This window comes from Ensifer sp. ZNC0028 (assembly GCF_000799055.1).
In the GTDB taxonomy this organism is placed as follows: Bacteria; Pseudomonadota; Alphaproteobacteria; order Rhizobiales; family Rhizobiaceae; genus Ensifer.
Genome location: NZ_JTLA01000144.1, coordinates 1 through 13,316 on the forward strand (window position 1 = coordinate 1; position 13,316 = coordinate 13,316).

10 protein-coding genes and 1 pseudogene are annotated in these 13,316 nt (G+C 63.2%); 6 read left to right on the forward strand and 5 right to left on the reverse strand.

Annotated elements, in window-relative coordinates; translation table 11 throughout:
* A pseudogene (locus tag L981_RS35275) lies at window positions 1-216 on the forward strand (hypothetical protein); the annotation flags it as partial.
* An 11-nt stretch (window positions 217-227) separates the two neighbouring features.
* On the forward strand, window positions 228-767 hold the full coding sequence (locus L981_RS29455; RefSeq protein WP_043625068.1) for a hypothetical protein: 540 nt from the start codon (window positions 228-230) through the stop codon (window positions 765-767).
* Here L981_RS29455 and L981_RS29460 read toward each other — a convergent pair.
* From L981_RS29460 to L981_RS29480, 5 genes are all read right to left on the reverse strand, one after another.
* A complete protein-coding gene (locus L981_RS29460; protein WP_245281742.1) occupies window positions 748-2,070 on the reverse strand; it encodes a hypothetical protein in 1,323 nt (440 codons plus the stop codon). The genes L981_RS29455 and L981_RS29460 overlap by 20 nt on opposite strands.
* A 21-nt stretch (window positions 2,071-2,091) precedes the next feature.
* Complete coding sequence (scpA, locus tag L981_RS29465; protein WP_043625071.1) at window positions 2,092-4,230, reverse strand: methylmalonyl-CoA mutase; 2,139 nt, start codon at window positions 4,228-4,230, stop codon at window positions 2,092-2,094.
* A 167-nt stretch (window positions 4,231-4,397) separates the two neighbouring features.
* The gene (locus L981_RS29470) at window positions 4,398-6,401 is read right to left on the reverse strand and encodes an acetyl/propionyl/methylcrotonyl-CoA carboxylase subunit alpha (protein ID WP_043625074.1); all 2,004 of its coding nucleotides are present in this window, start codon (window positions 6,399-6,401) and stop codon (window positions 4,398-4,400) included.
* A 32-nt stretch (window positions 6,402-6,433) separates the two neighbouring features.
* Window positions 6,434-6,724: a hypothetical protein gene (locus tag L981_RS29475; RefSeq protein WP_029742742.1), complete on the reverse strand. Its 291-nt coding sequence runs from the start codon at window positions 6,722-6,724 to the stop codon at window positions 6,434-6,436.
* A gap of 11 nt (window positions 6,725-6,735) precedes the next feature.
* The gene (locus L981_RS29480; RefSeq protein ID WP_043625077.1) at window positions 6,736-8,268 is read right to left on the reverse strand and encodes an acyl-CoA carboxylase subunit beta; all 1,533 of its coding nucleotides are present in this window, start codon (window positions 8,266-8,268) and stop codon (window positions 6,736-6,738) included.
* Window positions 8,269-8,427: 159 nt separating this feature from the next.
* Here L981_RS29480 and L981_RS29485 point away from each other — a divergent pair, with 159 nt between their 5' ends.
* From L981_RS29485 to mmsB, 4 genes are all read left to right on the forward strand, one after another.
* Complete coding sequence (locus L981_RS29485) at window positions 8,428-9,846, forward strand: short-chain fatty acyl-CoA regulator family protein (protein ID WP_043625080.1); 1,419 nt, start codon at window positions 8,428-8,430, stop codon at window positions 9,844-9,846.
* A gap of 193 nt (window positions 9,847-10,039) precedes the next feature.
* A complete protein-coding gene (locus tag L981_RS29490) occupies window positions 10,040-11,182 on the forward strand; it encodes an isobutyryl-CoA dehydrogenase (protein ID WP_043625084.1) in 1,143 nt (380 codons plus the stop codon).
* A gap of 23 nt (window positions 11,183-11,205) precedes the next feature.
* Window positions 11,206-12,264, forward strand: coding sequence for an enoyl-CoA hydratase/isomerase family protein (locus L981_RS29495; protein ID WP_043625087.1), 1,059 nt, complete (start codon window positions 11,206-11,208; stop codon window positions 12,262-12,264).
* 58 nt (window positions 12,265-12,322) lie between these two features.
* Window positions 12,323-13,219 carry a 3-hydroxyisobutyrate dehydrogenase gene (gene mmsB / locus L981_RS29500; RefSeq protein WP_043625090.1) on the forward strand — a complete coding sequence of 299 codons (897 nt, stop codon included), beginning with the start codon at window positions 12,323-12,325 and terminating at the stop codon, window positions 13,217-13,219.
* Window positions 13,220-13,316: the final 97 nt, after the last annotated feature.

Sequence of the window (13,316 nt, forward strand, 5' to 3'; positions counted from 1 at the left end):
CTCGAGCCCGGCCTGCCAAGGCCGGTGCTGCTTGCCTTCGAGCTTCCCGAGGCGGCCGTCGACAAGGGCACGCTGCTCGTCGCACGCAGTCGTGTGTCGCCGCTCGCCGAGGAACTCTCGATTGTGCTCGGCGACAAGAAGCCGGCCGAGATCAAGCCGACCGTCACCATTGGGCGCAGCGGCAGCGGCGCGCCCTGGACGCTGGCCGCGCGCTGAGGGAGGCAGTCATGAGCGAGAAACGCACCTTCTGGACCTGCCTGCTGGCGCTGATTGTCGCGCTGCCGCTCGCTTTCGTCGCCCGCGCATGGGACAGCCTTCTTGAGAGCCAATGGCTCGCCGGCGGCAGTGCGGAAATCGTCGTCGAAGATGGGGCAGCGCAGGCCTTCGCCGGCGGGCAATGGAAACTTATGGATATGCGGCGCCTGCCGCGCACCGACGACGCACGCGTTATTCTCGCCGAATTCGAGGCATCGTCGACCGATCTCGCCGCTTTGTCGAAGGGCGCCTGCCGCGTCCGGCTGATCGACGGCAAAGGACGTCAGTTCGAACCGGTCATCCTGACCGAGCCGATCGTGCGAAAGATGTATCCGGAGGTGGCCGAGCGTCCGCGCTGCAGTGTCCTGGCCTTTGCCGATGCCAAGGCCGGCACGGCCGTCCGCATGGCCGAGAGCTTCATCGTTCCGGCGGAGGCGCGGGACCTTTCGCTCCGGATCGAATATCCAGGCGCCAGTGACGAGACGCTGGTGTTCAAGTGGACGCGTAGTTGATCTCGGCCTTATCGGCCTGACGGGAAACGGCATGTTCGAGCATCGCCGCCAAAAGGGTGATGCGCAGGGAATCGAGCACGATGCCGCCGTTGAGATCGCTGGGACTGCCGATGAAAAGGCTCAAGGCATTGAAAACGAGCCGCCAGTTCGCGAAATCAGCCACGTCCAGCGTCCGTGTTGCCGCATACCAGGCCCAGGCCCCGTGCCAGGAAATGGCATTGTAGGCAATGATGAAAGCAAAAAGTGCCGCCAACCCCGAGCCGAGCGTCAACTTCAGGCAGGTCCAGATCGGCGCATAACGGGAGCGATAATCGCTGACGAAGTGGTCGAAAAAATCGGCGACCCATTTGCGCAGCGTGCGGGCGCGGCGCGGCTTTGCCGATGCTGGGCGGGCGCGCTGTGTTGCGCTCGAAAGTTCGTAGCCGTTGATGATGGCCGCCATGACCAGCCAGATGACCGGAAGGAGCGCATAGAAGAACAGGCCTGTCGCCTCGCTATTCCAGTCAGGCTTTCTCAGTTCCACCGGCACGAAGGTCTCGGCGGCATACGCAATGCCGGTGAAGGCGAAGCCGTTCATGCTCAAAAGCTTGCCGGCGCCAAGCCAAGTGATCACCTGGTCCTTCCAGACTGACAGGCCGTAGAGACCGATGAAGATCCAGCTGGCATCTGCGGCCACGATCAGCAGACGCCAGAAGGGCGCTTCGCTCCGCTTGCTCACGCGTTTTGCGCCCCAGCGCAACAGCCAGCAGAGCGCGATCGACACGAGAACGCCGCGCGATCCCAGAATATCGAAGAAGTTGGCTTTTTCGCCGAAAGCCACGGCAGCAAGTGCTGATCGCGAATATTCGCGCACGGTATCGCCGAGAAACCCCCAGGCGGCGTAGTAGGCAAAGAATGGCAGCAGGGCAGCGGCTGTGACGGCGAGCAGCCTGCGCTCGGCCTTCGGCGCCTTTGTCTCGACAGGCGCCGCCGCCGGTTGCTGGCGGAGCGCTTCGAGTGCCGGCAAGCCCGGTCGAAGGACCATGAACATCAGCACGATGACGACGAGCTTCGCCAGCACGACGAGGGAGAGCGTGACCATGCCACCGAGCGGATGCTGCATCCCGATCCAGACCGCTGTGCGCATCAGGAGATCGTGCGCGATGGCGCCGCAAGCGCCGATCAGTAGGAGCTGCGGCCAGAAGCGGACGACAAGGCGCGCCATCAGGGCAAAGGGTCCGAAAACTTCGGCGATCGACGTCATGCCGACACCATAGTTGCGTCGGCCGGTAACGACAACCGCTTGGGGCGAACGGAGAGACAATGCCCTCCGCGTCGCCCGGCATCAGATGTTGCGGCGCTTGCCCTCGATCAGGTCGAGCACCGCGCGTGCCGCGTCGAGCACGTTGGTGCCGGGACCGAACACCGCGGAGACACCATTCTCCATGAGGTAGTCATAGTCCTGGCGCGGGATGACGCCGCCGCAGATGACGATGACATCCTCGCCGCCGCGCTTCTTCAGCGCTTCGGCCAATTGCGGCATCAGCGTCTTGTGGCCGGCAGCAAGCGAAGAGACGCCGATGACATTGACCTTGCTCGCAAGCGCCATGTCGGCCGCTTCCTCCGGCGTCTGAAACAGCGGCCCGGCAAGCACGTCGAAGCCGATGTCGCCAAAGGCCGACGCGATCACCTTGGCGCCGCGATCGTGGCCATCCTGGCCGAGCTTGGCGACCATGATCTTCGGCTTGCGGCCGAGTTTCGCCGAGACTTCGTCGAGACGCCCGGAGAGCACTTCGAGTTCCGGCTCGCCCTCATAGGCCTTGCCGTAGATCTTGCTGACGACCTTGGGGGTGGCGGCGTGGTCGCCAAAGGCGCCGCGCATCGCATCGGAGATTTCGCCGACGGTGGCGCGCGCTCGCGCCGCTTCGACGGCGGCCGCCAAGAGGTTGCCTTCGCCGCTCAATGCGACCTTTGAAACCGCAGCAAGGATCTCTTTCACCTTCGCGCTGTCGCGCCGCCGCTTGGTCTCCTCGATGCGGCGGATCTGTGCGGCGCGCACGGCGCTGTTGTCGATCTCCAGAATGTCGATCGGCTCTTCGTTGTCGAGCCGGTACTTGTTGACGCCGACGATGATCTCCTCACCCTTGTCGACGGCTGCCTGGCGGCGCGTTGCTGCCTCTTCGATCAGTCGCTTCGGCAGGCCGGCGTTGACCGCACGGGTCATGCCGCCCATCGCTTCGACCTCCTCGATCAGCGCCCAAGCCTTTTCGGCGAGCTCGTTGGTCAGGCTTTCGACATAGTAGGAACCGGCGAGCGGATCGACGACCTTGGTGACGCCGGTCTCGTGCTGCAGGATCAACTGCGTGTTGCGGGCGATGCGGGCGGAAAACTCCGTCGGCAGAGCGATCGCTTCATCGAAGGAATTGGTGTGCAGCGATTGCGTGCCGCCGAGGGCCGCCGACATTGCCTCAAACGCGGTGCGGATGATGTTGTTGTAGGGATCCTGCTCCTGCAGCGAGACGCCCGATGTCTGGCAATGGGTCCTGAGCATCAGCGATGACGGCTTCTTCGGCTCGAACTCCTGCATGATCCGGGTCCAGAGCAGGCGCGCCGCCCGAAGCTTCGCCGCCTCCATGAAGAAACTCATGCCGATCGCAAAGAAGAAGGAAAGCCGGCCGGCGAATTCATCGACGTTCAGCCCCTTGGCAAGGGCGGCGCGCACATATTCGCGCCCGTCGGCAAGCGTGAAGGCGAGCTCCTGCACCAGCGTCGCCCCGGCCTCTTGCATGTGATAGCCGGAGATCGAGATCGAATTGAACTTCGGCATCTCCTTCGCCGTATACTCGATGATATCGGCGACGATGCGCATCGACGGTTCCGGCGGGTAGATATAGGTGTTGCGGACCATGAACTCCTTGAGGATGTCGTTCTGGATCGTGCCTGAGAGCTTGTCGCGCGACACGCCCTGTTCCTCGCCGGCGACGATGAAGGAGGCCAGAATCGGGATCACCGCGCCGTTCATGGTCATCGACACCGACATTTCATCGAGCGGAATGCCATCGAACAGGATCTTCATGTCCTCGACCGAGTCGATCGCAACACCCGCCTTGCCGACATCGCCTTCGACGCGCGGATGGTCGCTGTCATAGCCGCGGTGGGTCGCGAGATCGAAGGCAACCGAGAGGCCCTTCTGTCCCGCCGCGAGGTTCTTGCGGTAGAAGGCGTTGGACGCTTCGGCCGTGGAGAAACCGGCATATTGGCGGATCGTCCAGGGGCGGCCGGCATACATAGTGGCGCGCGGCCCGCGCACGAACGGCTCGAAGCCCGGTAGTGACGCGAGATGATCGATGCCGTCGAGGTCATCAGCCGTATAGAGCGGTTTCACCGCGATGCCTTCGGGCGTCTGCCAGGTGAGGCTTTCCGGCGCGGCCTTCAGTTCGCGCTCCGCGAGCGTTTCCCAGTCCTTGATGGTCTTTTGGCTCATCGTTAGCTCCTTGCCCGAAAAGGGCGCCTTCCTTGCCTCATCCCTGTGCTTGTCACAGGGATCCAGTCACGCGAAGTCCTTCGCGTGAAAGAGTGAATTCTTCGCATCGCAGACGCGACGCTGCTGGATTCCTGTGACAAGCACAGGAATGAGGGCGGCTATGACAGTCACTCGAATTCCATGATCAGTTCGTCGACCGCGAGGCTGGCCCCGGCGGCGACCGCCACGCGCTTGACCACGGCCTTCTTTTCGGCGCGCAGGATGTTCTCCATCTTCATCGCTTCAACCACGGCAAGCGCCTGTCCGGCCTCGACCGTATCGCCGGCCTTGACCGTGACCGAGGTGATCACACCCGGCATCGGGCAGAGCAGCATGCGCGAGGTGTCCGGCGGCAGCTTCTTCGGCATCAGCCGCGCCAACTCCGCAACCCGCGGGCTTCTGACGTGCGTGACGACGTCGATGCCGCGCCAGCGGAGCCGGATGGCGGTTCCGACCAGATCGACTTTGACGCTCAGGGGTTCATTGTCGACGTTGAAGGTGGCAAGGGTGCGACCAGGCACCCAGTCTCCGGCGATGGTAACCGAGCTGCCATCGGCAAATCGGACGAAGGCGCCGTCGGCGGATGACCCTGCCGTTACCGCGAAGGCGTGATCGCCGAGGCTGACCACCCAGTCATGGCCGACCACGCGCCGGTGATTGCCGATCGTCCCGGAAATCTGGCTGGCGCGCTCTTGCAGCGCCTGATTGACCGAAACCGCGACGGCGGCAAGCTTGCGCAGCGCCGGCGCTTCCGCCGGAACGCCATGGAAGCCGTCGGCGAATTCTTCCGTGATGTAGGCGGTCGTCAGCCGGCCTTCTCTAAAACGCTGCTGTTGCATGACGGCCGACAGGAACGGCAGGTTATGGCCGATGCCTTCGACCTCGAACTGATCGAGCGCGTCGGCCATGGCCTCGACCGCCGTCTGCCGGTCCGGTCCCCAGGTGCAGAGCTTTGCGATCATCGGGTCGTAGAACATCGAGATCTCGCCGCCCTCGAAGACGCCGGTGTCGTTGCGCGTCACCGTTCCGTTGTCGCTTGTGCCCTCGACCGGGGGACGATAGCGCGTCAGCCGGCCGATCGACGGCAGGAAGTTGCGATAGGGGTCTTCGGCATAGAGCCGGCTTTCGATCGCCCAGCCGTTGAGCTTCACGTCACCTTGCCCGAAGGCGAGCTTTTCGCCGCTAGCGACCCGGATCATCTGTTCGACGAGATCGAGCCCGGTTATGAGTTCGGTCACCGGATGTTCCACCTGCAGGCGGGTGTTCATTTCGAGGAAGTAGAAGTTGCGCTTGCCGTCGACGATGAATTCCACGGTGCCGGCCGAGTGGTAGCCGACGGCCTTGGCAAGCGCGACCGCCTGCTCACCCATGGCCTTGCGGGTCTCGGCGTCGAGGAAGGGCGAGGGGGCCTCTTCGATGACCTTTTGGTTGCGACGCTGGATCGAGCACTCGCGCTCGCCGAGATAGAGCGTATTGCCGTGCTTGTCACCGAGCACCTGGATCTCGATATGGCGCGGCTCGGTCACAAATTTTTCGATGAAGATGCGATCGTCGCCAAAGGCGTTCTTCGCCTCGTTCTTCGAGGACTGGAAGCCTTCGCGCGCTTCCTGGTCGTTCCAGGCGATGCGCATGCCCTTGCCGCCGCCGCCGGCCGACGCCTTTATCATCACGGGATAGCCGATCGAACCGGCGATCCGGACCGCCTCGTCGGCATCTTCGATCAGGCCCATGTGGCCAGGCACCGTGGAGACACCCGCTTCGGCCGCGAGCTTCTTCGAGGTGATCTTGTCGCCCATCGCCTGGATCGCGCCAACCGGCGGGCCGATGAAGGCAACGCCCTCCTTCTCAAGCGCTTGCGCAAAGGCGGCGTTTTCCGAGAGAAAGCCATAGCCCGGATGAACGGCATCGGCGCCGGTCTTGCGGATAGCATCGATGATCTTGTCGATGACGATATAGGACTGCGCCGAGGGCGACGGTCCGATATGCACGGCCTCATCAGCCATGCGCACATGCATCGCATCGCGATCGGCGTCGGAATAGACGGCAACGGTGGCGATGCCGAGCTTCTTTGCGGTCTTGATGACGCGGCAGGCGATTTCACCACGGTTGGCGATAAGGATTTTCTTGAACATCTGTTTCTCTTTCAAATCCTGAGGACTGCGCGTCAGCGTTTGAACTTGCGGCGATACGGCAAAAGCGCGATCGACGATGCGGCGGCCGCACCGCCGAAAAGCAGCGCGAAGGGCACGACGACCATGAGCGTGGCGAGCACCGGGCTCGTCGAGCGGATGATGTGGGTGCCGACCGCGCCGATATTGAGCCAGATGAGAACGCCGGCCGTTATGGCCCCGATCGCCACGCCGATCAGCGCGTTGACGGTCATGTAGCGCAGCATCTGCCAGTGGTCGCGTCGGGCTTCTTCCGGCGTCATCACGCGCTCCGGCTCCCGTTCCATCATGGCCTCCATCAGAGCGGGATCGTGTCGTGCTTGCGCCAGCGGACATCAACCTGCTTGTTGCGCAAGGATGCGAAGGCTCGGGCGATGCGGCGACGCGACGAATGCGGCATGATCACCTCGTCGATGAAACCACGCTCTGCCGCCACGAACGGATTGGCGAAGCGCTCCTCGTATTCCTTCGTGCGCGCCGCGATCTTCTCGGCGTCGCCGAGCTCCGAGCGATAGAGGATTTCGGTCGCGCCCTTGGCGCCCATCACGGCGATCTCGGCGGTGGGCCAAGCATAATTGACATCGGCGCCGATGTGCTTGGAGGCCATGACGTCATAGGCGCCGCCATAGGCTTTCCGCGTGATCAGCGTCACCATCGGCACGATCGCCTGGCTATAGGCAAAGAGCAGCTTGGCGCCGTGCTTGATGACGCCGCCATATTCCTGCGCGGTGCCGGGAAGGAAGCCGGGCACGTCGACCAGCGTCAGGATCGGGATCGAGAAGGCGTCGCAGAAGCGCACGAACCGCGCGGCCTTGCGCGAACTGTCGATATCGAGGCAGCCGGCAAGCACCATCGGCTGGTTGGCAACAACACCGACCGTCTGGCCTTCCATGCGGATGAAGCCGGTGATGATGTTCTTGGCAAAGCTCTGCTGCAACTCGAAGAAGTCGCCTTCGTCGGCAAGCGCCAGGATCAGCTCCTTCATGTCGTAGGGCTTGGTGGCGCTATCGGGGATGAGGCTGTCCAAACGCATTTCGAGCCGCGCCGGGTCGTCGTGGAAGGGACGCACCGGCGGCTTCTCGCGGTTGTTGAGCGGCAGGAAATCGAAGAGCAGGCGCACATGCTCAAGCGTTTCAATATCGTTCTCATAGGCCGCGTCGGCGACGGAGGACTTTTTCGTGTGCGTGCCCGCACCGCCGAGTTCTTCGGCCGTGACGATCTCGTTGGTCACGGTCTTTACGACGTCGGGCCCGGTCACGAACATGTAGGAACTGTCCCGGACCATGAAGATGAAGTCGGTCATGGCAGGCGAATAGACGGCGCCACCGGCGCAAGGCCCCATGATGACCGAGATCTGCGGGATGACGCCCGAGGCTTCGGCATTGCGGCGGAAGACCTCGGCATAGCCGGCGAGCGACGCCACGCCTTCCTGGATGCGGGCGCCGCCCGAGTCGTTGAGGCCGATGACCGGCGCGCCGTTGCGCACGGCCATATCCATGATCTTGCAGATCTTCTGCGCATGGGTTTCCGACAGCGAACCGCCGAGCACCGTGAAGTCCTGGGAAAAGACATAGACCTGGCGGCCGTTGATCGTGCCCCAGCCGGTGACGACGCCGTCGCCCGCGACCTTCTGGCCCTCCATGCCGAAATCGACGCAGCGGTGCGTGACATACATGTCGTATTCTTCGAAGGAGCCTTCATCGAGCAAGACCTCGATGCGTTCGCGCGCCGTCAGCTTGCCCTTGCCGTGCTGGGCGTCGATCCGTCGTTGCCCGCCGCCGGCTCTTGCTTCCGCCCGGCGGGCTTCGACCTGTTCTAGTATGGCGCGCATGGTGCCCTCCCGATTTTTTTTAATGCCCGGCGTTTTCAATGATTGTGCAGAGGCGCTTCGACCTTCGCAATAGCGTCGAAGGGTGGATGGAAAAACGTCCCTTCATGTGCAAATGTGAAATAGAGAAATTTGTGAAACGTAAATTGCAAAGTTGCAAATATGGCGATCGGCAAGCTCTATATCGGCCGCAAGGTCCGGGAAATGCGGGAAGCAAACAAGGCGACACAGGGCCAGTTCGCTGAACGCATCGGCATTTCCACCAGCTATCTCAACCAGATCGAGAACAACCAGCGTCCGGTTTCGGCGGCGGTTTTGCTGGCGCTCGCCGAAAAATTCCAGATCGATATTGCCGAACTTTCGACCGGAGAGGGCGATCGCCTGCTTTCGGCGCTCTCGGAGGCGCTCAGCGACCCCCTGTTCGAGACCTATTCGACAAGCCTGCAGGAGTTGAAGCTCGTCGCCCAGAACGCACCGGGGCTGGCGCATGCACTGATCACCTGCCACCAGGCCTATCGCCGCAACAGCGAACAGCTTGCAAGCATCGACGACACCATCGGCCGCGGCGGCCCTTTCGTCGAAACCACGCCCTATGAGGAAGTGCGCGACTTCTTTCATTTCGTCGACAATTACATCCACGAGATCGATATGCTCGCGGAGCGGCTGGCGGGTGAACTCGGGCTCGGCGAAGGCGACAATCATGCGGCGCTGGCAAGCCACCTGGAGCAACGCCATGGCGTCCGTGTCGTGCGCGGTGCCGCCGGCGACGAGGCGATCCGTCGCTTCGATCCGCGTGCCCGTATCCTGACGCTCAACCCTTACGCCCCGCCGGCAACGCGCGATTTCCAGATCGCATTGCAGATCGCCCAGCTTCATGCCCGCGAGGAGATCGACCGGGTGGCCGGCAGCGCCGGTTTCCGCACCGAAGAGGCCTATGAGATCTGTCGCATCGGCCTGCAGAACTATTTCGCCGGTGCGCTCATCTTGCCCTATCAGGCGTTCTCAAGGGCTGCCCGCGACTTGCGGCACGATATCGAACTGCTCGCCGCCCGTTTCGGCGCTTCGTTGGAGCAGGTCTGTCACCGCCTTTCGACCCTGCAGCGGCCGGGGCAGAAGGGCATTCCGATCTTCTTTGCCCGCATCGACCGTGCCGGCAACATCACCAAGCGCCATAGTGCGGCAAAGTTGCAGTTTGCCCGCTTCGGCGCCGCCTGTCCGCTCTGGAACGTGCATCAGGCCTTCGAGACGCCGGGTCGGATCATCCGGCAATTGGCCGAAACGCCTGACGGCGTGCGCTATCTCTGCCTCGCCACCCAGATCACCAAGGGCGGCGGCGGGTTCCGTGCTGCACAGCCCCGCTATGCGCTCGCGCTTGGCTGTGAGGTCTCCTACGCCGACGCCTTCGTCTATGCCGACGACATGGACCTCGGCAACCGTGCCGCCTTCGACCCGATCGGCATTTCCTGCCGTATCTGCGAAAGGACGAAATGCGCGAGCCGCGCCGTACCGCCCTTGAAGCGTCGCCTGATTGTGGATCATGACTTACGTGGCGCTCTGCCGTATCGTCTAAGCGAGAGTTGATCGGGCCGTCTGTTCATTTTTGAACAGGCCCTGTGAGAAGTTGCATCTGGGCCTGGCGGAAAGTTGGTGTAACTAGGCCTCAATTGCCTGCAGCGACGCGCGTCCTCTGAGACGCTTAAAGGTCGCTGCAGTGCTCTGAGTTGCTGCAAGCCCGGAAGCCTGCAGCCGGTATGCGGTCAGGGAGGACATGCATATGGAATTTCGCCTGTCGGAGGAACAGGAGGCCATTCGTCAAATGGCGCTCGACTTCGCCCGCGACGAGATCGCCCCTCACGCGATCGACTGGGATCAGCAGAAGCATTTTCCGGTCGATACGCTGCGCGGGGCCGCGGCGCTCGGCATGGCCGGCATCTACGTCCGTGACGATGTCGGCGGCACGGGCCTCACGCGGCTCGATGCTGCAATCATCATCGAAGCCTTGGCGACCGGCTGCCCGGCCGTCGCCTCCTTCATGTCGATCCACAACATGTGCGCCGGCATGATCGACCGCTACGGCAGCGACGAGCAGCGCCAGCGGCTGCTGCCCAAGCTCCTGACGATGGACGTGCTCGCAAGCTATTGCCTGACCGAGCCCGGTTCCGGTTCGGATGCCGCGGCGCTGAAGACCAAGGCGGTCAAGGACGGCGAAGATTATGTCCTGACCGGCCAGAAGCAGTTCATCTCCGGGGCCGGCGAATCGGGCCTCTATGTGATCATGGCGCGCACCGGCGAAGACGGCCCCAAGGGTATCTCGACCTTCATCGTCGAGAAGGATGCGCCGGGCCTGACCTTCGGCGCCAATGAGAAGAAGATGGGCTGGCACGTGCAGCCGACCCGCGCCGTCATGCTCGACGGCGTGCGCGTATCCGCTGAAAATCGTCTCGGCGGCGAAGGCGACGGCTTCAAGATCGCCATGGGTGGGCTTGATGGTGGCCGCCTGAACATCGCGGCCGCCTCGCTTGGCGGTGCTCAATCCGCCTTCGAAAAGGCGCTGGCCTACGTTCAGGAGCGTCGCGCCTTCGGCAAGGCGATCGGCGAATTCCAGGCGCTGCAGTTCCGGCTCGCCGACATGGCGACCGATCTCGAAATCGCCCGCACCTTCCTCTGGCGCGCCGCCTCGGCGCTTGATGCCGGCGACCCGGAAGCGACGAAACTCTGCGCCATGGCCAAGCGCTTCGTCACCGACCGCTGCTTTGCCGTCGCCAACGATGCGCTGCAGCTTCATGGCGGCTACGGTTATCTCGCAGATTATGGCGTCGAGAAGATTGTCAGGGACCTCCGGGTGCACCAGATCCTTGAGGGCACCAACGAGATCATGCGCCTCATCGTTGCGCGTTCGCTTATCGGCCGGAAATAGGCCAGAAACGGGAAAGACCGCTCATGGAAATGCAGACGCCAGCACCGGACGTGATCGTCGAGCGCCAGGGCGCGATTGGCCGGATCCGGCTGAACCGCACACGCGCGCTCAACAGCCTCAACGTGCCGATGATCCGGTTGATCGCCGAAGCGCTGACCGCATTCGAAAACGACCCGGCAGTGGCCGCCTTGCTTGTGACCGGTGAGGGCGAGCGCGGGCTCTGCGCCGGCGGCGATATCCGCATGATCTATGAAAGCGGCCGCGAGCGTCCGGAGGAGGGCGCCCAGTTCTGGCGCGAGGAGTTCGTCGTCAACAGCCGCATCTCCAGCTACCGCAAACCTTACATCGCCATCATGGACGGCATCGTCATGGGCGGCGGCGTCGGGATTTCCGCCCATGGCAGCCACCGCATCGTCACCGAGCGCACCCGGCTTGCCATGCCCGAAACCGGCATCGGCTATTTCCCCGATGTCGGGGCCACTTGGCTGCTGCCGAAGGCGCCGGGCGAGTTCGGCACCTATCTCGGCCTCACTGGCCGGGATATCGTCGCGGCCGACGCTATCCATGCGCGGCTCGCGGACAGTTTTGTGGCTGCGGACAAGCTGGAAACACTGATTGCGGATCTTGGCGCATTGTCGGCGACCGCGGGCAGCGCGGATGTCGACGGCGTGATTGCCAAGCATGCTTCGCAAGCGCCGGCAACGCCGCTTCAAGGCCATCTTGCCCCGATCGACCGTTGCTTTGCCTTCGACACGATCGAAGAGATCCTCGCGGCGCTCGAGGCCGATGGTTCCGATTTCGCCAGGGAAACGCTTGCGCTCCTGAACTCCCGTTCCGCCCTCAGCATGAAGCTGACGCTCGATCTCCTGCGCGCCGGTCGCCGCGGCGCATCGCTGAACGAATGCCTGGAGCGTGAGTATTCGGCGACGCTCGGCATGCTCGGCAATCCCGATTTCTACGAGGGCGTGCGCGCCGCGGTGATCGACAAGGACCGCAATCCGAAATGGTCGGTTGGGCTCTCCGATGTCACGCCGGCCCTGCTGTCGCGCTTCGACGGGAAGGATCATCCACCACTGTTCTAGCGCCTGAGGACGGGGCGCGGTTCGGCTTCGGCCGGGTTTCAATGCGAGGAGGAATGCCATGACGAAGATCGCCTTTATCGGGCTCGGCAATATGGGCGGTCCGATGGCCGCCAATCTGGTGAAGGCGGGACACGCGGTCACAGGCTTCGACCTGTCGGAAGCCTCGCGCAACGCCGCGGCGAAGACCGGCGTTTCCGTCGCCGGCTCGATTGCACATGCGGTGCGCGGCGCCGAATGCGTCATCACCATGCTCCCGGCCGGCGCCCATGTCCTTTACGTCTGGGACGAGCTTCTCGGTTTCGTCGATCCGGGCACGCTGCTGATCGACAGTTCGACGATCGACGTCGATAGCGCCCGCAAGGCGCATGCGCTCTCGGAAAAGATCGGCTGCCCCTCGCTCGACGCGCCGGTTTCCGGTGGCACCGGTGGTGCTTCGGCTGGCACCTTGACCTTCATGGTCGGCGGTAGCGACGAGGCTTTTTCGCGCGGCAAGCCGCTGCTCGACGCCATGGGCAAGAAGATCGTCCATTGTGGCGGTGTCGGTGCGGGCCAGGCGGCAAAGATCTGCAACAACATGATCCTCGGCATTTCCATGGCCGGTGTCTGTGAGGCTTTCGTGTTGGCGGAGCGTCTCGGCCTGTCTCACCAGGCGCTGTTCGACGTGGCGTCGACCTCGTCCGGCCAGTGCTGGTCGCTGACGACCTATTGCCCGGTGCCGGGCCCGGTTCCGACCTCGCCGGCCAACAACGAGTATAAGCCGGGCTTTGCCGCAAGCCTGATGCTGAAGGATCTGAAGCTGTCGCAGCAGGCGGCGAGTGCCGCCGGAGCGACGACGCCGATGGGCGCGCAGGCGGCGCAACTCTATTCGATGTTCGAGAAGCTCGGTCATGGTGGCGAGGACTTTTCGGCTTTGATCCGTCTGCTGCGGGGCAACGACGAGGCCAAGGCCGGTTGACCCACCTTTGCCGGCGGTTTTCCGCCGGTTTACCCGGGCGGAAAGTGGTCGTTGCTGCTTGTGGATAGAAATATCGTTTGTTTTCAATGCGTTGTTA

Bases quoted from the DNA above. Each gene is read 5' to 3' on its own strand.
- L981_RS29490 (WP_043625084.1), top strand. From the start codon at position 10,040: ATGGAATTTCGCCTGTCGGAGGAACAGGAGGCCATTCGTCAAATGGCG.
- L981_RS29470 (WP_043625074.1), bottom strand. From the start codon at position 6,401: ATGTTCAAGAAAATCCTTATCGCCAACCGTGGTGAAATCGCCTGCCGC.
- L981_RS29475 (WP_029742742.1), bottom strand. From the start codon at position 6,724: ATGGAACGGGAGCCGGAGCGCGTGATGACGCCGGAAGAAGCCCGACGC.
- mmsB (WP_043625090.1), top strand. From the start codon at position 12,323: ATGACGAAGATCGCCTTTATCGGGCTCGGCAATATGGGCGGTCCGATG.
- scpA (WP_043625071.1), bottom strand. From the start codon at position 4,230: ATGAGCCAAAAGACCATCAAGGACTGGGAAACGCTCGCGGAGCGCGAA.
- L981_RS29480 (WP_043625077.1), bottom strand. From the start codon at position 8,268: ATGCGCGCCATACTAGAACAGGTCGAAGCCCGCCGGGCGGAAGCAAGA.
- L981_RS29455 (WP_043625068.1), top strand. From the start codon at position 228: ATGAGCGAGAAACGCACCTTCTGGACCTGCCTGCTGGCGCTGATTGTC.
- L981_RS29495 (WP_043625087.1), top strand. From the start codon at position 11,206: ATGGAAATGCAGACGCCAGCACCGGACGTGATCGTCGAGCGCCAGGGC.
- L981_RS29485 (WP_043625080.1), top strand. From the start codon at position 8,428: ATGGCGATCGGCAAGCTCTATATCGGCCGCAAGGTCCGGGAAATGCGG.